The sequence below is a fragment of the Geodermatophilus sp. DSM 44513 genome, from assembly GCF_032460525.1.
Classification (GTDB): Bacteria; Actinomycetota; Actinomycetes; order Mycobacteriales; family Geodermatophilaceae; genus Geodermatophilus.
On record NZ_CP135963.1, the window covers coordinates 3684432 to 3703385 of the forward strand.

Annotated in this window: 14 protein-coding genes and 1 pseudogene; 7 read left to right on the forward strand and 8 right to left on the reverse strand. The window is 75.5% G+C overall.

The genetic code is table 11. The features are described 5' to 3' along the window. Window positions 1-32: 32 nt before the first annotated feature. The 8 genes and pseudogenes from RTG05_RS17810 to RTG05_RS17850 all read right to left on the reverse strand — a co-directional run bounded on the left by RTG05_RS17810 (window position 33) and on the right by RTG05_RS17850 (window position 11500). Entirely contained in the window at window positions 33-947 is a 915-nt protein-coding gene (locus RTG05_RS17810) for a type IV toxin-antitoxin system AbiEi family antitoxin (protein ID WP_166526230.1), read from the reverse strand. Between the two features lie 165 nt (window positions 948-1112). After that, entirely contained in the window at window positions 1113-2162 is a 1050-nt protein-coding gene (locus tag RTG05_RS17815; protein ID WP_166526231.1) for an alpha/beta fold hydrolase, read from the reverse strand. 76 nt (window positions 2163-2238) lie between these two features. After that, window positions 2239-3234: a methylmalonyl Co-A mutase-associated GTPase MeaB gene (gene meaB, locus RTG05_RS17820; RefSeq protein WP_166526232.1), complete on the reverse strand. Its 996-nt coding sequence runs from the start codon at window positions 3232-3234 to the stop codon at window positions 2239-2241. Beyond that, a complete protein-coding gene (gene scpA, locus RTG05_RS17825; RefSeq protein WP_166526233.1) occupies window positions 3234-5456 on the reverse strand; it encodes a methylmalonyl-CoA mutase in 2223 nt (740 codons plus the stop codon). Before scpA ends, meaB begins: the two co-directional genes overlap by 1 nt. Further along, window positions 5453-7413, reverse strand: a pseudogene (locus RTG05_RS22405) (methylmalonyl-CoA mutase subunit beta). The gene scpA and the pseudogene RTG05_RS22405 overlap by 4 nt, the downstream one beginning before the upstream one ends. A 37-nt stretch (window positions 7414-7450) precedes the next feature. Next, window positions 7451-8695, reverse strand: a complete 1245-nt coding sequence (locus tag RTG05_RS17840) for an amidohydrolase (protein ID WP_208104639.1) — start codon at window positions 8693-8695, stop codon at window positions 7451-7453. Beyond that, complete coding sequence (locus RTG05_RS17845; RefSeq protein ID WP_166526234.1) at window positions 8692-9906, reverse strand: glutamate--cysteine ligase; 1215 nt, start codon at window positions 9904-9906, stop codon at window positions 8692-8694. Before RTG05_RS17845 ends, RTG05_RS17840 begins: the two co-directional genes overlap by 4 nt. A 58-nt stretch (window positions 9907-9964) precedes the next feature. Beyond that, the gene (locus tag RTG05_RS17850; protein ID WP_166526235.1) at window positions 9965-11500 is read right to left on the reverse strand and encodes a hypothetical protein; all 1536 of its coding nucleotides are present in this window, start codon (window positions 11498-11500) and stop codon (window positions 9965-9967) included. A 123-nt stretch (window positions 11501-11623) separates the two neighbouring features. Here RTG05_RS17850 and RTG05_RS17855 point away from each other — a divergent pair, with 123 nt between their 5' ends. The 7 genes from RTG05_RS17855 to RTG05_RS17885 all read left to right on the forward strand — a co-directional run bounded on the left by RTG05_RS17855 (window position 11624) and on the right by RTG05_RS17885 (window position 18951). Then, a complete protein-coding gene (locus tag RTG05_RS17855) occupies window positions 11624-12445 on the forward strand; it encodes a purine-nucleoside phosphorylase (RefSeq protein WP_208104640.1) in 822 nt (273 codons plus the stop codon). A 37-nt stretch (window positions 12446-12482) separates the two neighbouring features. Further along, window positions 12483-13346 carry an NAD-dependent epimerase/dehydratase family protein gene (locus RTG05_RS17860; protein WP_315912021.1) on the forward strand — a complete coding sequence of 288 codons (864 nt, stop codon included), beginning with the start codon at window positions 12483-12485 and terminating at the stop codon, window positions 13344-13346. A 23-nt stretch (window positions 13347-13369) separates the two neighbouring features. Then, window positions 13370-14992 (forward strand): phospho-sugar mutase, encoded by a 1623-nt coding sequence (locus RTG05_RS17865; protein WP_166526236.1) that lies wholly within the window; start codon window positions 13370-13372, stop codon window positions 14990-14992. After that, window positions 14989-15681 (forward strand): haloacid dehalogenase type II, encoded by a 693-nt coding sequence (locus RTG05_RS17870; protein ID WP_166526237.1) that lies wholly within the window; start codon window positions 14989-14991, stop codon window positions 15679-15681. The genes RTG05_RS17865 and RTG05_RS17870 overlap by 4 nt, the downstream gene beginning before the upstream one ends. 113 nt (window positions 15682-15794) lie before the next feature. Beyond that, window positions 15795-16838, forward strand: a complete 1044-nt coding sequence (locus tag RTG05_RS17875) for a tripartite tricarboxylate transporter substrate-binding protein (RefSeq protein ID WP_166526238.1) — start codon at window positions 15795-15797, stop codon at window positions 16836-16838. A 78-nt stretch (window positions 16839-16916) separates the two neighbouring features. Next, window positions 16917-17378 (forward strand): tripartite tricarboxylate transporter TctB family protein, encoded by a 462-nt coding sequence (locus RTG05_RS17880; protein ID WP_166526239.1) that lies wholly within the window; start codon window positions 16917-16919, stop codon window positions 17376-17378. A gap of 7 nt (window positions 17379-17385) precedes the next feature. Next, on the forward strand, window positions 17386-18951 hold the full coding sequence (locus RTG05_RS17885) for a tripartite tricarboxylate transporter permease (protein ID WP_166526240.1): 1566 nt from the start codon (window positions 17386-17388) through the stop codon (window positions 18949-18951). The last annotated feature ends 3 nt before the right edge of the window (window positions 18952-18954 follow it).

Consider the following 18954-nt stretch of genomic DNA (forward strand, 5'->3'; position numbering starts at 1 on the left):
CCGCGCCGAGCCCGCGTGTCGCTTCCCGGACCTCATGATCGCCAGGTGCCGGGGCGCAGGCCGAGGGCGCGGGCGGTGACCGCCAGCATCCGTCGGTGCTCGCGGTAGACGTCGGCGCCGGTGAAGTGCAGCAGCGTCCAGCGGTGTTCCGTCAGCCAGTTGTGCCAGTGCCGGTGCCGGTCGGCGCGCAGCTGCTGCGGCGTCATGTGCGCCTCCTGGCCGTCGAACTCCGCGCCGACCCGTTCCGTGCGCCAGCCGACGTCCAACCACCGGGCGCGACCGCCGGCTGCCACCTCGACCTGCAGGTCCGGAGCCGGGAAACCGGCGGCGAGGAACCGCCAGCGCATCCGGGACTCCATCGGGGAGTCGACCCGCGGATCGGCGTGCGGCACCAGCCACCGCAGCCGGACGACCTGCCGCAGTCCGGCCTGCAGGTCCGCCGCCGCGGCGAGGCCGGCCCGGGTACAGGCGCCGGACCGGAGTGCGGCGTCCAGCGTGGCCAGCCCGTCGATGGCGGGGGTCAGCCGCACCACGTCGCACGCCGTCCGGGCGGCCGGCGTGCACCAGACACCGTCGACCAGCACGGCGTCCTGCGTGCCGAGGGACGACGGGTGGACCTGGATCCCCGGCCGCCGGCGGTTGCCCAGCTCGGGCGGCCCGAGGAAGTGCAGCGTCTCCGGGCCCAGGACGTCGAAGCCCCACAGGGCGGCCGCCGTCGAGTGGCACGCGACCAGGTCGCCGCCGACCGCGAGCGCCGCGGCGCGCACCAGCAGGGCGGGCGTGTCCGGGACCTCGCCGTCGACGAGCACCCCGCGGAAGCGGCTGCGGCGCCAGCGGCCGCTGCGGACGAGCGCGCGGAGCTCGGTGTCGCCGCAGTGGTCGAGGGCCTGGGCGGTCGTGAACACCCCGCCCTGGGCGGCGATCGTGCGGTAGAGGGCGACGTCCACACCCGGCAGCGTCGGACCCGACCTAGGAGGAGCGGAGCCAGCGGCCGGTTCTGTGGATCACCGCGGTCCTGTGGACGCCCGACGATCACGGGCTGCGGGAAGCGACACGCCGCGCCGGCCCGGCGTGTCGTGTCCCGGGCGCCATGATCGCGGCCGAGAGGAGGGTCAGGTCGACAGCAGGCCCCGCAGCGCGTCGTCCACCTGCTCGAGGTAGGCCGGGGTCAGCCCGAACAGGGAGGCGTGGCCGTGCACGTCCTCGATGACCCGCAGCTCGCTGCCGGGGATCAGCGCCTGCTCGGCGGCGCAGTCCTCGGGCGGGAAGAACCGGTCGGTGCTGATCGGCATGACCAGGGTCTTCGCCGTGATCCGGCCCAGGGCCGCGGCGAGGTCCCCGCCGGTGTGCCGGCTGACGTCGCCGTGCTGCCACTTCCACGCCTGGGTGAGCAGGTCCCCGGCGTCCATCGGGGCGAAGTAGGCCTCCAGGAAGCCGATCACGAAGTCCTCCGGCGAGCTGAACCCCAGCGCCCGCCAGTGCTCCCCGGTCCAGAAGTCGTTGGACAGCACGTACAGCGCGAACAGCCCTGCGTGCCGCTGCAGCCCGCCGCGGACGTCCTCGCTGTCGCGGTACCAGCCGCCGGCGTACCCGGGGTCGGAGGTGAGCGCGTCGACCAGTGTCTGGGTGAACAGGACGCAGTGCTGGTAGCTGCGGGCGGTGCCGGCCAGCGGCGCGGCCCGCTTCACCCGGTCCGGGAACCGCACGGCCCACTCGTAGGTCTGCTGGGCGCCCATCGACCCGCCGAACACCAGCGCCAGCTCCTCCACGCCGAGCACCTCGCGCAGCAGCCGTTCCTGGGCCACGACGTCGTCCCCGATGCGCACCCGCGGGAAGCGGGCCCGCCCGTAGGGCCCGGCGGTGTTGTGCGGCGAGCTGCCGAGCCCGCTGCCGAGCTGGTTGACCAGGACGACGAAGTGCTCTGCCGGGTCGATCGCCCGGCCCGGGCCGACGTAGGTGTCCCGCATGACCGAGTGGTTGCCGGAGTACCAGCTGGTGACCAGCACCGCGTTGTCCTTCGCCGCGTTCAGCGTGCCCAGCGTCTGGTAGGCCAGCTGGCAGCCGCGGAGCGTGGCGCCCTCCTCCAGCGGGAGGTCGCCGAGGTCGGCGACCTGGAAGTCGCCGTGGACCGCGGCGGAGTAGTACGGGTTCTCGATCGGCACGGGTCGGCCTCGTCTCGGCGGCGGGAGCGGACCGCGGGCACGGCCCCGCCCGGACGCTAGCGAGCCGTGACGGCCCTCACACCTCGGGTGCGGCGAGGAAGGTCTCCAGCAGCTGCCGGGCGGCCAGCGCGGGGGTCAGCTCGCCGGCCAGCACCGCCTTCTCCAGCTCCGGTGCGGCGGCCCGCACGCCGGGGTGCGCGCGCAGCCGGTGCTCCAGCCCGTCGCGCACCAGCTGCCGGGTCCAGCGCACCTGCTGCGAGCGTCGCCGCTCCTCGAACGCCCCGGACGCGCGCGCCCGCTCCTGGTGCTCGACCAGCTTGGCCCACACCTCGTCCAGGCCCTGGCCGGTGAGCCCGGCGCAGGTGAGCACCGGGACGTCCCACTCCTCGTCGTGCCCGCGCAGCATCCGGATCGCCCCCGCCAGCTCGCGGGCGGCCTTGCGGGCGGGCATCGCCTGGTCCCCGTCGGCCTTGTTCACCGCGATCACGTCGGCGATCTCCAGGATGCCGCGCTTGATGCCCTGCAGCTGGTCACCGGTGCGGGCCAGCGTCAGGAACAGGAAGGAGTCGACCATCTCCGCGACGGTGGTCTCCGACTGCCCGACGCCCACGGTCTCCACCAGGACGACGTCGTGGCCGGCCGCCTCGACGACGACCATCGACTCCCGGGTGGCCTGGGCGACCCCGCCGAGCGTGCCCGACGTCGGGGAGGGCCGGACGAACGCCGCCGGGTCGACGGCCAGCCGCGCCATGCGCGTCTTGTCCCCCAGGATCGACCCGCCCGAGCGCGCCGACGACGGGTCGACGGCGAGGACGGCGACCCGCGACCCGGCCGCCGTCAGCGTCACCCCGAGCTGGTCGATGAACGTCGACTTGCCCACCCCGGGCACGCCGCTGATCCCCACCCGCCGGGCGCCGCCGGTGTGCGGCAGCAGCTCGACCAGCAGCTCCTGAGCCCGCTCCCGGTGGTCGGCCCGCCGCGACTCGACCAGCGTGATGGCGCGCGCCACCGCCCGCCGGTCCCCGGCGAGCACCCTCTCGGCCAGAGCTGGGACGTCGGTCTCCCGACCCATCAGTGCCCGAGCTGGGCGGACAGCGTGCGCAGCAGCTCCTGCGCCGCCTCGGCGATGACCGTGCCGGGCGGGAACACCGCGGCGGCACCCATCTCGCGCAGCGTCGGGACGTCGTCGGGCGGGATCACCCCGCCGACCACGATGAGCACGTCGTCGGCGCCCAGGTCGGCCAGCGCCTGCTTGAGCGCCGGCACCAGCGTCAGGTGCCCGGCGGCCAGCGAGGAGACGCCGACGACGTGCACGTCGGCCTCCACCGCCTGCCGGGCGACCTCCTCCGGCGTCTGGAACAGCGGGCCGACGTCGACGTCGAAGCCGAGGTCGGCGAAGGCGGTCGCGATGACCTTCTGCCCGCGGTCGTGGCCGTCCTGGCCCATCTTGGCGACCAGGATGCGCGGGCGGCGTCCCTCGGACTCGGCGAACGCCTCGGCCATCCGCCGGGTCTCCTCCATCGGGCCGGAGGCCCCGGCCTCCTGTCGGTACACCCCGGAGATGGTGCGCACCTGGCCGGCGTGCCGCCCGTAGACCTCCTCCAGCGCGTCGGAGATCTCCCCGACGGTCGCCCGGGCGCGCGCCGCGTCCACGGCCAGCTTCAGCAGGTTGGCGTCCAGCTCCCGGCCGCGGCGTCCCTCGGCGGCGGCGCGGGCGGCGTCGGTGAGCCGGCGCAGCGCGTCGGCCACAGCGGCGGCGTCCCGGGAGGACCGCAGCTCGGCCAGCTTGGCCTTCTGCTGGGCGAGCACGTCGGCGTTGTCGACCCGCAGCACCTCGATCGCCTCGTCGGCCTCCACCCGGTACTTGTTGACGCCGATCACCGGCTGGCGGCCGGAGTCGATGCGCGCCTGGGTGCGGGCGGCGGCCTCCTCGATGCGCAGCTTCGGGATGCCGTCGTCGATGGCCTGCGCCATGCCGCCGTGCTCGGCGACCTCCTCGATGTGCGCCCAGGCGCGCCGGGCCAGGTCGTAGGTCAGCCTCTCCACGTAGGCCGAGCCGCCCCACGGGTCGATGACCCGCGTCGTCCCGGACTCCTGCTGCAGCAGCAGCTGGGTGTTGCGGGCGATCCGCGCGGAGAAGTCCGTGGGCAGGGCCAGCGCCTCGTCCAGGGCGTTGGTGTGCAGCGACTGGGTGTGCCCCTGGGTGGCGGCCATGGCCTCCAGGCAGGTGCGGACGACGTTGTTGTAGACGTCCTGCGCGGTCAGCGACCAGCCCGAGGTCTGCGAGTGGGTGCGCAGCGCCAGCGACTTCGGGTTCTGCCCCCCGGCCTCCTTGACCAGCCGGGCCCACAGCAGCCGCCCGGCGCGCAGCTTGGCGACCTCCATGAAGAAGTTCATGCCGATCGCCCAGAAGAAGGACAGCCGCGGCGCGAACCCGTCGACGTCGATCCCGGCGTCCTTGCCCGCCGCCAGGTACTCCACGCCGTCGGCCAGCGTGTAGGCCAGCTCCAGGTCCGCCGTCGCCCCGGCCTCCTGGATGTGGTAGCCGGAGATGGAGATCGAGTTGAACCGCGGCATCTGCTGGGAGGTGAACGCGAAGATGTCGCTGATGATCTGCATCGAGGGCTTGGGCGGGTAGATGTAGGTGTTGCGGACCATGAACTCCTTGAGGATGTCGTTCTGGATGGTCCCGGTGAGTTGCTCCGGGGCCACCCCCTGCTCCTCCGCGGCCAGCACGTACAGCGCGAGCACCGGCAGGACGGCGCCGTTCATGGTCATCGACACGCTCATCCGGTCCAGCGGGATGCCGTCGAACAGCTGCCGCATGTCCAGGATTGAGTCGATCGCCACCCCGGCCATCCCGACGTCGCCCACCACCCGCGGGTGGTCGGAGTCGTAGCCGCGGTGGGTGGGCAGGTCGAAGGCCACCGACAGGCCCTTCTGCCCGGCGGCCAGGTTGCGCCGGTAGAAGGCGTTGGACTCCGTGGCGGTGGAGAAGCCGGCGTACTGGCGGACCGTCCACGGCTGGGTGGTGTACATCGTCGGGTAGGGCCCGCGCAGGTACGGCGGGGCGCCCGGGTAGGTCTCCAGGAAGTCCAGCCCGCGCAGGTCCGCCGGGGTGTACAGCGGCGGGACGGCGATGCCCTCGGGGGTCTCCCAGGTCGCCTCCTCCACGCCGCGGCCGCTGGTCTCCTTGAACGCCTTGGCCCAGTCGTCGGCCGACGCCGTGGCCGCGGGGCGGCCCAGCTCGGCCGTGCCCCAGTCGATGGAGCCGAAGTCGGGGATGCCGCTCATGCCGGGACCTCCTGGGTGCCGTTCGCGGGCGAGGGGCTGGTGCCGAGCTGCTGGTGGACCTGCTGCAGGACGTCGAGTGCGTCGCACCCGGCGTACACGTACCCGTCGACGCCGTCGACCTGCAGCGACGGCTTGCCGGCCAGCCACACGCTGGTGGCCCCGGCGGCGCGCAGCTCCGCGGCCAGCGCGGCCGCGGAGTCGGCGTAGTCCCGGTCGGTGCCGCAGATGCAGGCGACCGTCGTCCCGGCGTCGGCGAGGCCGGAGGTGCCGTCCCCGGACGGCGTCGCGATGCCGCCGGCCTGGAACAGGTTGCTGGCGAAGGAGGCCCGCGCGGTGTGCCGGGCGACCGACCCGATGGTCGCCAGGTACACCTGCGGCCGGGTCGGGGCGGCGTCGGCGCGGTCGCGCAGGTCCTCGAAGGCCTGCGCGGCCCGCACGCGGGGCAGCCCGCCGGTGGGGCGCAGGTCCGCGGCCGGCTGCCGCGCGGGCAGCTTCTCGGCGAGGTTCGGGAACTCGCTGACGCCGGTGATCGCGTCGGTGCGGTGCGCCAGCCGCTCGGTGCGGGCGTCCCAGGCGGCGGCGATGCGGTCGCCCACCAGGCCGGAGTCCAGCGCGGCGGCCAGCCCGCCGGCCCGCTCGATCTCGGTGAACCAGTCCCACGCCGCCGCGCCAGGGCGTCGGTGAGCGACTCGACGTACCAGGAGCCGCCGCCCGGGTCGAGCACGCGGGCCAGGTGCGCCTCCTCGACCAGCAGGTTCTGGGTGTTGCGGGCGATCCGGCGGGAGAAGGCGTCGGGCAGGCCGGCCGCGGCGTCGAAGGGCTGGACCGTGACGACGTCCGCGCCGCCCACGCCCGCGGCGAAGCAGGCCACCGTCGTCCGCAGCATGTTGACCCACGGGTCGCGCCGCGTGGTCATCACCGACGAGGTGACCGCGTGCTGCCGCTGGCCGCGGGCCTCCGGCGAGGCGCCGCCGACCTCCCCCACCCGGTCCCACAGCCGGCGCGCGGCGCGCAGCCCGGCGATGGTCGTGAACTGGTCGGCGCTCGCGGCGTAGCGGAACTCCAGCTGGGCGAACGCCTCGTCCAGGCCGAGCCCGCCGTCGGTGAGCGCCCGCAGGTAGGCCACGCCGGCGGCCAGCGAGCAGCCGAGTTCCTCCACCGCGGAGGCCCCGGCGTCTGAGAAGACCGTGCCGTCGACGACGACGGTGCGCCACCCGGCCGGCGCGCGGCGGGCCATGCCCGCCAGCCCGGTGAGGTCCTGCGCCTGCCCCGAGGCGGCGTGCACGCCGAGCGGGTCCAGGCCCAGCGACCCGCCGGCCGCGAGGTCGGTGCGCCCGTCCACCAGGGCGAGCAGCGCCTCGGCGGCCGCCACCCCGCCGGAGACCGCCACGGGCGCCAGGTCCAGGTACACGTCGGCGAGGACCTCGCCCAGCGCGTCGGCCGGGACCGCCCCCTCCCCCACCTCCAGCCACAGCGAGGTGACGCCGTTCTCCAGGTCGGCGGCGATCGCCTCCCGGGTCAGCCCGACGTCGGGGTGGGCGTGCCGCTGCCGGATGTCCCAGCTGCCCGACGCCCCGCCCACCGCGCCCCCGGCGGCGGAGACGGCGCCCGACCCGGCCGGGCCGACCGCGGGGCGGGCGCCGCGGACGAAGGGGGTCAGGCCCGGGACGCCGACCGCGGTGGGCAGGTCCCCGGCGTCCTCGGCGGTGTAGAGCGGGGCCACGCTGACGCCGGTGGCCACCGGCACCCGCAGCGCGTCCTCCACCGGGTCGGGCAGGTCCTCCCGGCCGGCCTTGCGCAGCACCGCGGCCACCATCTCCCGCCACCGCTCGCGGGTGGCGGGCGGGTAGTCGGCGGCGAGGCGGAGGTCGTCGGGGACCTCGTGCTCGACGGGCGCCCCTCCCCCGCCTGGCACCGCGTCGCCGGGTGTGGCGGTCTGGTGGTCGGTGGCACTCATCGGCGCACTCCCGGGTCGTCGGTGTCGGGGTCAGTCTCTACCGGCGGTGGCCCCGACCGGAACGCCCCGGCCGCAGCGAGGGGCCCGACGGCGTGCTGCCGGCGTCGGCGGCCAGCGCGTGCAGGGCGGTGCGGGCCAGCAGCCGGACGCCGACGCCGATGGCACGCTCGTCGACGTCGAAGGTGCCCCGGTGCAGGTCCAGCTCGGGGCCCCCGCCGTGCGTGCCCAGCCGGGCCAGCGCGATGGGCAGCACGTCGGCGAAGCAGCCGAAGTCCTCCCCGCCCATGCTCTGCGGCGAGGCCCGCAGGCCGTCGGGGCCGACGGTCTGCAGCGCGGCCGAGCGCAGCAGCGCGACCGAGCGGGGGTCGTTGACCACCGGGGGGACCCCGCGGGTGTAGTCGACCTGCACCTGCGCGCCGGTGGTCGCGGCGACCTTCTGCACCAGCGAGCGCAGCAGCGCCTCGGCGTCCTTCCAGGTCTCGCGGTCCAGCACCCGCACCGTGCCGCGCAGGTGTCCGCGCTGCGGGATGGCGTTGGCCGCGACGCCGGCGTCGACCGCCCCCCACACCAGCGACATGCCGGCCCGCGGGTCGACCTGACGGGACATCAGCGCGGGCAGGTCGGTGATCAGCCGACCGAGCGCGTCGACCAGGTCGACGGTCAGCTGCGGCCGGGCGGTGTGCCCGCCAGGGCCGGTGAGCGTGACGTCCATCCGGTCGCAGGCCGCGGTGATGGCGCCGGTGCGCAGGCCGACGGTGCCGACCGGGAGGGAGGGGTCGCAGTGCAGCGCGAAGGCGCGGGAGGCCCCGTCCAGGACGCCGGCGGCGACCACCTGGGTGGCACCGCCGGGCACCGTCTCCTCGGCCGGCTGGAACACGCACCGGACGGTGCCCGGCAGCGCGTCCAGCTCGGCCAGGGCCAGCGTCACCCCCAGCAGGACGGTGGTGTGCACGTCGTGCCCGCAGGCGTGGCAGGTGTCCTCGCGGACCGACGCGTAGGGCACGTCCTTGAGGTCGGCCAGCGGCAGCGCGTCGATGTCGGCGCGCAGCACCACGACCGGTTCCCCGGACCCCACCTCGACGACCAGGCCGGTGCCACTGTACAACCGCCGGGGGGCCAGGCCCGCGTCGCGCAGCCGCTGCTCCAGGTGCGACGTCGTCTCGAACTCGGCGAAGGCCAGCTCCGGGTGGGCGTGCAGGTGCCGGCGGACGGCGACCAGCTGCTCGTGGTGCGTGGCGGCCCACTCGTCGACGGCCGTGCCGAGCTTGTCCAGGTCGGTCACGCCGCATGACCCCCGGCGCACTGGGCGGGGCCGGGCACCGGCGGCGTGCCGGTGGGTCCGCTGCCGGGCAGCGGCTGGGTGGGCAGGCCGTCCCGCAGCTCGGCCAGCAGGCCGTCGACGACGGCGGTCAGGTCACCGCCGGTCGCCGCGGCGACGGCGCGCTGCCGCTGGTAGGAGGCGCCGACGGCCAGGATGCGGTGCACGTCGGCCAGCTCGGCCTCGCAGCCCAGCCGGCGGGCGGTGGGCTCCAGCTCCTCGACCAGGTCGGCGATGGCCTGGCGGACGGGGAGCACGGTGCCCTTGTCGTCGACGACGACGTCGGCGTCCAGGCCGTAGCGCGCGGCCCGCCACTTGTTCTCCCGCAGCACCCAGGACGCCGGCACCGGCAGCGTGTAGCCGCGGTCGAGCTGGGTGTCGAACTGCTCGACCAGGCACTGCGACAGCGCCGCGACCGCGCCCACCTCGTCGAGGGTGGGCAGCCCGTCGCAGATGCGCAGCTCGACGGTGCCGAAGTCCGGGTGCGGGCGGACGTCCCACCACACCTCGCGGACGCTCTCGATGGCGCGCGTGGAGATCAGCGTCTCCATGTACTCCTCGAACCGCTCCCAGCCGGACAGCTGGTAGGGCAGGCCGGCGGTCGGCATCCCCTCGAACACCTTGGAGCGGGCCGAGGCCAGGCCGGTGTCGCAGCCCACCCAGAACGGGGAGGACGCCGACAGCGCCAGGAAGTGCGGCACGTACTGGGTGAGCGCGTTGACGATCGGGATGGCCTTCCCCGGCGACCGGACGCCGACGTGCACGTGCACCCCGAAGATCTGCAGCCGGCGGGCCAGCCACTGCATGCGCTCGACCAGCTGCTGGTAGCGCTCCTTGGGCGAGATCTGCTGGGTCTGCCAGTCGGTGATCGGGTGGGTGCCGGCGCACATCAGGCCCAGCCCGCGGCGCGCGGCCGCCGCCTGCACCTCGGCGACCGTGCCGGCCAGGTCGGCCTTGGCCTCCGCGACGGTGCCGCAGACCCCGGTGATGACCTCGATCGTCGACTGCAGCAGCTCGTGCTTGGCCCGCGGGTGCTCCTCGGCGCCCTCGGGGCGCAGCTCCTCGAGGATCTCCACCGCGCCCGCGGTCAGCTGCCGGGTCTGCAGGTCGACGAGCTGCAGCTCCCACTCCACGCCGAGACTGGCGCGCTCGGAGGACCGGAACGGGATCTGCACCCTGCGAGTCTAAGAGGACCCGCCTGTCCCCCACCTCTCGCGAGCTCGCGGCGGGCCCCTACAGGCGGGCCACCGTGTCGGCCGGCGGAACGACGGCCGCCTGGAGAGCCACCTCCGCCGGCTCGTCCACCCGGGACGCCGGCCGCGGCAGCCAGCGGTCGGCCGGCACCCGCGCGCGCACCGCCGCGACGGCACCCCGGCCGTACCGGTCGTCGTCCACCAGCACGCTGCACAGGTCCCGGCCCACGACGAGGACCGCGCGGCCGTCCGGGCCGGGCAGGGCGGCCTCCACCCGCTCCCACGGGACGGCGTGCACGTCGCCGTCCGGGTCGCGGGAGGCCAGCTCCCGCTCCCCCACCACGAGCGCGACCCGCTCCCCGGGCGAGACCAGCCGGGCCAGCAGCGACGGGCGGAAGGTCCGGCCCGGCGGCAGCCGGTCCTGCACCGCGCACACGGACCGGCGCACCACCGGCTCCCCGGGCCCCGCGTAGGCGCAGTCCTCGGGCACCGCGAGCACCGCGGTGGGCAGGGTGGCGCGCAGCGCGGCGGCGACCCGCTCCGGGCCGGTCGCCCGCCAGGCGGCGAGCACGTCGTGCACGGGGCGGAACGGCAGGCCGGCGACCGCGCAGTAGGCCGCGTCGGCCAGCTCGGACTCCACGACGACGCGCTCGTCGGCGTCCAGCTCCTCGGCGAAGCCGTCGACCGCGTGCGCCAGCTCGGCGCCGCTGGGGCCGGCGTCGGCCAGGGACGTGCAGGCGCCCCAGAGCAGCCCGGCCACCTCGGCCTCCTGGCCGGGGCGGGCGTCGACGACGACGGCGACCTCCCGGCGGTCCGCGGACAGGTCGAGGGCCAGGGAGTCGACGCAGTAGCTCAGGCCCCGGGCCAGGCGGGCGGTGTCGCGCAACCGCTCCTTGAGCACCTCGACGCCGAGGGTGAGTGCCGGGTCGGCGGCGCCGCCGGCGGTGAGCAGCAGGCCGACGCCGGAGCGGCCGGCGCGGGTCCACACCGGCCCGGTCTGCGGCCGGGAGGCCGGGACGGGGCGCTCCGGGCGCGGGCCGGGCGGCAGGGGCAGCCGCAGGCCGGGCGGCACCGGGCCGCTGACCCACAGCGCGGCGTTGCCCCGGACGAACCAGCGGCGGGCGTGCGCGCGCACGGTCTGCTCGGTGAGCCACTCCGGGCCGGGCCCCGCCGCGACGACCAGGCCGGGGCCGGTCAGCCCGAAGCGGGCCGCCCACAGCCCGGCCGCGGTGGCGTGCGGCGTGCTGCAGCTCTCCGCCTGCAGGACGCCGACCTCGACGTCCAGCCGCTCGGTGGGCAGGTCGGCCAGCGCCCGGCAGACGCCCTCGAGGAACGCACCGACCGCCTCCGGCCGCCCGGTGGCGCCGAAGGTGGTGGTGTCGACGTCGGTGACGGCGGTGCAGCGCAGGTGGGTGCGCGGCAGCGCGGCCATGGCCAGGTGCTCGACGAGGTGGGTGACCTCGATGGTCGCGAAGGTCTCGTCGCGCAGCCCGACACCGAAGACCAGGCTGGCGGTGGTCCGCGCCGGGCCGTCGGCGCTGAACACCGGGACGCCGTCGATGTGGGTGCGCTGCACGCCGTCCCATCGGCAATCGGGCCCGCGGCCTCCAGCGGACACGCCCGCGGCGGGACGGGTGGGGTCCGTGTGCCGCCGCGGTCCCTGCGTCGGCGGCCGCCCGCTGGCGCTAGCGTCGCCACCGTGAGCGCACCCCCCGCGACCGACCCCGCGGCCGACCCCGAGACCCTGGCCGCGCGCGCGGCCGACGAGCTGACCCGCGCGCTCGGCGGCGACCACGAGGTGGCCGTCGTCATGGGCTCGGGCTGGGCACCGGCCGCCGACGCCTTCGGCACGGTCGAGGGCAGCGTGGCGGTCGCCGACCTCCCCGGTTTCACCGCACCGACGGCGGTGGGTCACGGCGGGCAGGTGCGCTCGGTGCGGGTGGGCGAGCGCCGGGTGCTGCTCTTCCTCGGCCGCACCCACCTCTACGAGGGCCGCGGCGTGGAGCCGGTGGTGCACGGCGTCCGGACGGCGGCGGCGGCCGGCGTGCGCACCGTCGTCCTCACCAACGCCGCGGGTGGGCTGTCCCCCGACCACCGGGTCGGCCAGGCGGTGCTGATCGGTGACCACCTCAACCTCACCGCCCGCTCCCCGCTGGTCGGCGCCACCTTCGTCGACCTCACCGACCTGTACTCGGGCCGGCTGCGGTCGCTGGCCCGCGAGCTGGACCCGGCGCTGACCGAGGGCGTCTACGCGGCGCTGCCCGGGCCGCACTACGAGACGCCGGCGGAGATCCGCATGCTGCGCACCCTGGGCGCGGACCTGGTCGGGATGTCCACGGCGCTGGAGGCGATCGCCGCGCGGGCCGCCGGCCTGGAGGTGCTCGGGCTGTCGATGGTCACCAACGCCGCGGCCGGCATCACCGGGGAGAAGCTGGACCACGAGGAGGTGCTCGCCGCGGGGCGGGCGGCCGCCGGCCGGCTGGGCGAGTTCCTGGTGCGGTTCATCGGGCGCCTCCCGTGACCGCGTTTATCGCGATAATGGCTGTCGGAGGACGGTCGTGAGCGGGCCGGTGCTGCTCACCGGGGCGGCCGGGCGGATCGGCACGGTGCTGCGCGGCGGGCTGCCCGAGCGCGGCTGGGCGCTGCGCTCGCTGGACGTCGTCCCGCTGACCGACACCCGGCCCGGCGAGGAGCACCTCGTCGCCGACGTCACCGACCTCGCCGCGGTGCTGGACGCCACGCAGGGCGCCGACGCCGTCGTCCACCTGGCCGGGGTCTCCGGTGAGTCGACCTGGGCGGCGGTCTCGCACGCCAACATCGAGGGCACCTGGTGCGTGCTGGAGGCCGCGCGGCGGGCCGGCGTCCCCCGGGTGGTGCTCGCGTCGAGCAACCACGCCACCGGCTTCACCCCCCGCCCCGGGTCCGGGTTGCTGCGCGAGACCGACGCCCTCCCGCGGCCGGACACCTTCTACGGGGTCACCAAGGTCGCCACCGAGGCGCTCGGCGCGCTGTACGCCGACCGCTACGGCCTGGACGTGGTGTGCCTGCGCATCGGCAGCGCCACCCCCGAGCCGACGACGACGCGGCAGCTGTCCACCTGGCTGTCCCCCGGCGACCAGGTGGGCCTGGTCGACGCGGCCCTGCGCGCGCCGGCCCCCGGCTTCGCCGTGGTCTGGGGGATCTCGGCCAACACCCGCGCCTGGTGGGACCTCACCGCCGCCCGGGCGCTGGGCTACGACCCGCAGGACGACGCCGAGGTGTTCGCCGCGGCGCTGGTCGAGGCCGACGGAGAGCCCGACCCGGCCGACCCGGTGCACGCCCGGGTGGGCGGTGAGTTCACGACGGCGGAGTTCGACGCCGAGCACCTCGGGCCACCGCTGCCGCGCGGGGACATCGCGCCCGGGAGCGGGGCCGGCGGGTGAGCGCCCGGGAGCGGGGCGGAGCGGTGAGCCTGCTGGACCGGGCCCGGGAGTGGGCCGCCGCCGACCCGCACGACGGCGACCGCGCGGAGGTCGAGGCGCTGGTCGAGGCCGGGGACACCGCGGAGCTGGCGCGCCGCTTCGCCGGGCCGCTGACCTTCGGCACCGCCGGCCTGCGCGGCCCGCTGCGCGCCGGGCCGGCCGGGATGAACGCCGCCGTGGTCTCCCGCGCGGCCGCGGGCCTGGGCCGGTGGCTGACCGACTCCGGGCACGCGGGCGGCGGCGTGGTCGTCGGCTTCGACGCCCGCCGCCGGTCCGACGAGTTCGCCCGCGTCTCGGCCGCGGTGCTCTCCGCGGCGGGCTTCGCCGTCCGGGTGCTGCCCCGGCCGCTGCCCACGCCGGTGCTGGCCTTCGCCGTCCGGCACCTGGGCTGCGTGGCGGGGGTGATGGTCACGGCCAGCCACAACCCGCCCGACGACAACGGCTACAAGGTCTACCTCGGCGACGGCGCGCAGCTGGTGCCGCCGGCCGACCGGGAGATCGAGGCGGCCATCGCCGCCGTCGGGCCGGCCCGCGACGTGCCCACGTCGGAGGACTGGACGGCCCTCGGCGACGACGTCGCCACCGACTACGTCACCGCGGTCGTGCGGGCCCTGCAGCCCGAGCAGGTCCCCGGCCGCGACCGGCTCACCGTCGCCTACACCGCGATGCACGGCGTGGGTGCCGGGACCACCCGCGCGCTGTTCGCCGCCGCGGGCCTCGCGCCGCCGACGGGCGTGCCCGAGCAGGAGCAGCCCGACCCGGCGTTCCCGACCGTCGCCTTCCCCAACCCCGAGGAGCCCGGGGCGGTGGACCGGCTGACCGCGCTGGCCGCGCGGGTGGGCGCCGACGTGGCCATCGCCCAGGACCCCGACGCCGACCGCTGCTCGGTGGTCTGCGGCGGCCGGCAGCTGACCGGGGACGAGGTGGGCGGGCTGCTCGCCGACTGGCTGCTGCGCCGCGGGGTGCGCGGCACGTACGCGGCGTCGCTGGTGAGCGGCTCGCTGCTGCACGGCCTGGCCGGGGCGCACGGCGTGCGGTTCGCCGAGACGCCGACCGGGTTCAAGTGGATCGTCCGCGCCGGCACCGACGACGAGCCGCTGGTCTTCGGCTACGAGGAGGCACTGGGCTACGCCGTCGCGCCGCAGGTGGTGAAGGACAAGGACGGCATCTCTGCCGCGCTGGCGGTCGCGCTGCTGGCCGCGGAGCTCGCGGCCTCCGGGCGCACGCTGACCGACCGCCTCGACGAGCTGGCCGTCGAGCACGGGCTGTTCGCCACCGGGCAGCTGTCGGTGCGGGTGGAGGACCTCGCGCGGATCGGGGAGATGATGGCGCGGGTGCGGTCCGCGCCGCCGGCCCGGCTGCTGGACCGCGAGGTGGTCGCCACCGACCTGGCGCAGGAGACCCCCGCGGTGGACGCCGTCCGGCTGCTCGGCGACGGCGTCCGGGTCATCGTGCGGCCCAGCGGCACCGAGCCCAAGCTCAAGGCCTACCTGGAGACCGTCGTCCCGGTGCACGAGGACGCCGGGCTGATCGCCGCCCGCGGCCGCGGGGCCGACGAGCTCGACCGGCTCCGCGACGAGGTGTCGGCGGCACTGGGGCTGTCGTGACCGTCCGCGCGCTGGTCTTCGACGTGTTCGGCACCGTGGTCGACTGGCGCGCCGGGGTCGCCCGGGAGGCGCGCCGGCTGCTCGGCCCGGCGGTGGACGGTGACGCGCTGGCCGACGACTGGCGCGGCCGCTACGTGCCGTCGATGCAGCGGGTGCGCGCCGGTGACCTGCCGTGGACGCCGCTGGACGCCCTGCACCGCGCGTCGCTGGACGACGTGCTGGCCGACGCCGGGCTGGCGGACGTGGGTGCCGACGTGCGGGCGGAGCTGGTGCTCGCCTGGCACCGGCTGGACCCGTGGCCCGACGTCGTCCCGGGGCTCACCCGGCTGCAGCGGTCGCACGTGCTCGCGCCGCTGTCCAACGGCAACGTCGCGCTGCAGGTGGACCTGGCGCGCCGGTCGGGGCTGCCGTGGGACTGCGTGCTGGGCGCGGAGGTGGTGCGGCACTACAAGCCCGACCCGGAGGTCTACGACTCCGCGGCGCAGCTGCTCGCGGTGCCGCCGTCGTCGGTGGTCATGGTCGCCGCGCACGTCGACGACCTGGCGGCGGCGCGGGCGCGCGGGCTGCGGACGGCCTACGTGCACCGGCCCGCGGAGTTCGGCGGCCGCGTGGTGCCACCGGCCGCCGACCCGGACGCCGACTGGTCGGTCGGCTCGTTCGAGGAGCTGGCCGACCGGCTCGGCTGCTGACCCGTCGCCGGCCCCCAGGACACGAGTCGGTCACACCAGGTGGCGGGCGTCACGCCCGGTGCTAGCGTTCCCGCCGATCCTGACCGGTACCCAACTCAGAAGGACACCACTCGATGCCACGAGGTCCCCAGCACGACGTCGCCCGTCTCCGCCGCTCCCGCTCGGTGATCGGCCTGGCCGCGGCCACGCTGACGCTCGCCGCGTGCGGCGGTGGCGGCGGCGGTGGCGGCGGCGGGGAGGACGCCGCGGCCTCCTACCCGGACGGCGACATCACCTTCGTGGTGCCCTTCTCCGCCGGTGGGCCGACGGACACGGTCACCCGGCTCATCGCGGACCCCATGGGCGCGGAGCTCGGTCAGCCGATCGTCGTCCAGAACGTCGAGGGCGCCGGCGGCACCATCGCGGCCGGTCAGGTGGCCGAGGCCGAGCCGGACGGCTACACCGTCCTGATGCACCACATCGGCATGTCCACAGCGCCGTCGCTGTACAGCGACCTGTCCTACGCGCCGCTGGAGGACTTCAAGACCGTCGGCCTGGTCACCGAGGTGCCCATGACGATCGTGGCGCGCAACGACCTGGGGCCGACCACGCTCGAGGAGCTGGTCACCTACGTCCAGGAGAACCAGGACACCGTGACGATCGCCAACGCCGGCGTCGGCGCCGCCTCGCAGCTGTGCGGGCTGCTCTTCCAGCAGGCGACGGACACCACCCTCACCGAGGTGGCCTACGAGGGGACCGGCCCGGCCCTGACCGACCTGGTCGGCGGGCAGGTCGACATCATGTGCGACCAGACCACGAACACCACCGGCCAGATCCAGTCCGGTGAGATCACCGGCTACGCGGTGACCACGCCGGAGCGGGTGGAGAGCCTGCCCGACCTGCCGACCACCGCCGAGGCGGGCCTGCCCGACCTCGAGGTCGGCGTGTGGCACGGCCTGTACGTGCCGGCCGAGACCCCGGACGCGATCGTGCAGGAGCTCACCGCCGCGCTGCAGGTGGCCCTCACCGACCAGAACGTGATCGACCAGCTCGCCGAGCTCGGTGCCACGCCGTCGCCGGAGTCCGACGCGACGCCGGAGGCGCACACCGAGCAGCTGTCCAGCCAGATCGACCTCTGGCAGCCCATCATCGAGGAGGCCGGGGTCTCCGCGGACTGACGCCCGTGGTGGTGGGGCGGTGCGTTCCGCGGGGAACGCACCGCCCCACCGCCGTCCCCGACACCTGAGGACGCACGCATGAGACTGCAGGACGCACGCAAGGACCTCCTCGCGGGCGCGGTGTTCACCGGCCTGGGCCTGGCCTTCGCCATCACCTCGACGACCTACGAGATCGGCACCCCGCTGCGCATGGGCCCGGGGTTCTTCCCGCTGGTCCTCGGCGGGGTGCTGGTCGTGCTGGGCGTCTCGATCGCCGTCACCGGCGTCCTCGCCCGCGAGGGCGGCGACCTGGGCACGGTGCCGTGGCGGGCGCTCGTGCTGCTGATCGCCGCCATCCTGTTCTTCGGTGCCACGGTGCGCGACCTCGGCCTGGTGCCCGCCCTGTTCGTCACGGTCCTGCTGGCCGCCCTGGCCGGTCGCGGCGTCCGGGTCGTCCCGGCCGTGGTGATCGCCACGAGCCTGACCGCGCTCAGCGTGCTGATCTTCGTGGTCGCGCTGCAGCTGCGGCTGCCGCTCATCGGCCCCTGGCTCGGGGGCTGACCGGCCGATGGGACTCCTCGACAGCCTCGCCCTCGGTTTCGACACGGCGTTCACGCCGGTCAACCTGCTGTTCTGCCTGATCGGGGTGGCGCTGGGCACCGCGGTCGGCGTGCTGCCCGGCATCGGGCCGACCGCAACCATGGCCCTGCTGCTGCCGATCACCTTCGGCTTCGAGCCGTCCACCTCGCTGATCATGCTGGCCGGCATCTACTACGGCGCCCAGTACGGCGGGTCGACGACGGCCATCCTGATCAACCTGCCCGGGGAGTCCTCGGCGGCCGTGACGGCCATCGACGGCCACGAGATGGCCAAGCAGGGCCGCGCCGGCAAGGCCCTGGCCACCGCGGCCCTGGGCTCCTTCTTCGCCGGCAGCGTGGCCACGCTCTTCGTGGCGCTGCTGGCCACCCCGCTGTCCCGGTTGGCGCTGAACTTCGGGCCGGCCGAGCTCGCCTCGCTGATCCTGCTCGGGCTGATCGCCTCGATCACGCTGGCCAGCGGCTCGACGCTCAAGGCGCTGGCCATGATCGTGCTCGGCCTGCTGCTGGGCACCGTCGGCCAGGACATCGCCACCGGCACGCCGCGGTTCACCTTCGGCCAGCGGGAGCTCTACGACGGCCTGGACTTCGTCTCCCTCGCGGTCGGCCTGTTCGGCGTGGCCGAGATCCTCCGCAACCTCGAGGGCTCGATGGTCCGGTCGGTCGTGGTCAAGAAGGTCCAGGACCTCTGGCTCCGCAAGGAGGACTACCGGCGGATCCGGATGCCCGTGCTGCGCGGCACGGCGCTGGGCTCGGCGCTCGGCGTCCTGCCCGGCGCCGGTCACGTCCTCGCCTCGTTCATGTCCTACTCCACGGAGAAGCGCGCCGCGAAGAACCCGCAGGAGTTCGGCCGGGGCGCCATCGAGGGCGTCGCGGGGCCGGAGTCGGCGAACAACGCCGCCGCGCAGACCTCCTTCATCCCGCTGCTCACCCTGGGCCTGCCGGCGAACGCGGTCATGGCGCTGCTCGTCGGGGCGCTGATCATCCAGGGCATCGTCCCGGGCCCCGACGTCATCAACGAGGAGCCCGAGGTCTTCTGGGGCCTGATCGTCTCCTTCTGGATCGGCAACCTGTTCCTCCTGCTGCTCAACCTGCCGCTGATCGGGCTGTGGGTGAAGATGCTGACCATTCCCTACCGCTGGCTGTTCCCGGCGATCATCGGGTTCGCGGCGATCGGCACCTTCTCGATCAACCTCAACGCCTTCGACGTCTACGCCATCGCCTTCTTCGCACTCCTGGGCTACGGGCTGATCAAGCTGGGGTGCGAGCCGGCCCCGCTGCTGCTGGGGTTCGTCCTGGGGCCGCTGCTGGAGGAGAACGTGCGGCGCGCGCTGACCATCTCCCAGGGCGACGCGACGACGTTCGTGACCCGGCCGCTGTCGCTCACCCTCCTCGTCCTGGCGGTGGTGGCCTTCTTCGTCGCCGTGCTGCCCGCGGTGCGCCGCAAGCGCGAGGTGGTGTTCGTCGAGGACGACGACGGCCCCCACCCGCCGCAGCCCGCGCAGGCCGGGACCCGGGACGGCGCGTCGCGCCCCTGACCG

What these genes read in the sequence shown, in the direction of transcription:
- scpA (WP_166526233.1), bottom strand. Translation starts at nt 5,456, where the DNA reads ATGAGCGGCATCCCCGACTTCGGCTCCATCGACTGGGGCACGGCCGAG.
- RTG05_RS17880 (WP_166526239.1), top strand. Translation starts at nt 16,917, where the DNA reads ATGAGACTGCAGGACGCACGCAAGGACCTCCTCGCGGGCGCGGTGTTC.
- RTG05_RS17875 (WP_166526238.1), top strand. Translation starts at nt 15,795, where the DNA reads ATGCCACGAGGTCCCCAGCACGACGTCGCCCGTCTCCGCCGCTCCCGC.
- RTG05_RS17885 (WP_166526240.1), top strand. Translation starts at nt 17,386, where the DNA reads ATGGGACTCCTCGACAGCCTCGCCCTCGGTTTCGACACGGCGTTCACG.
- meaB (WP_166526232.1), bottom strand. Translation starts at nt 3,234, where the DNA reads ATGGGTCGGGAGACCGACGTCCCAGCTCTGGCCGAGAGGGTGCTCGCC.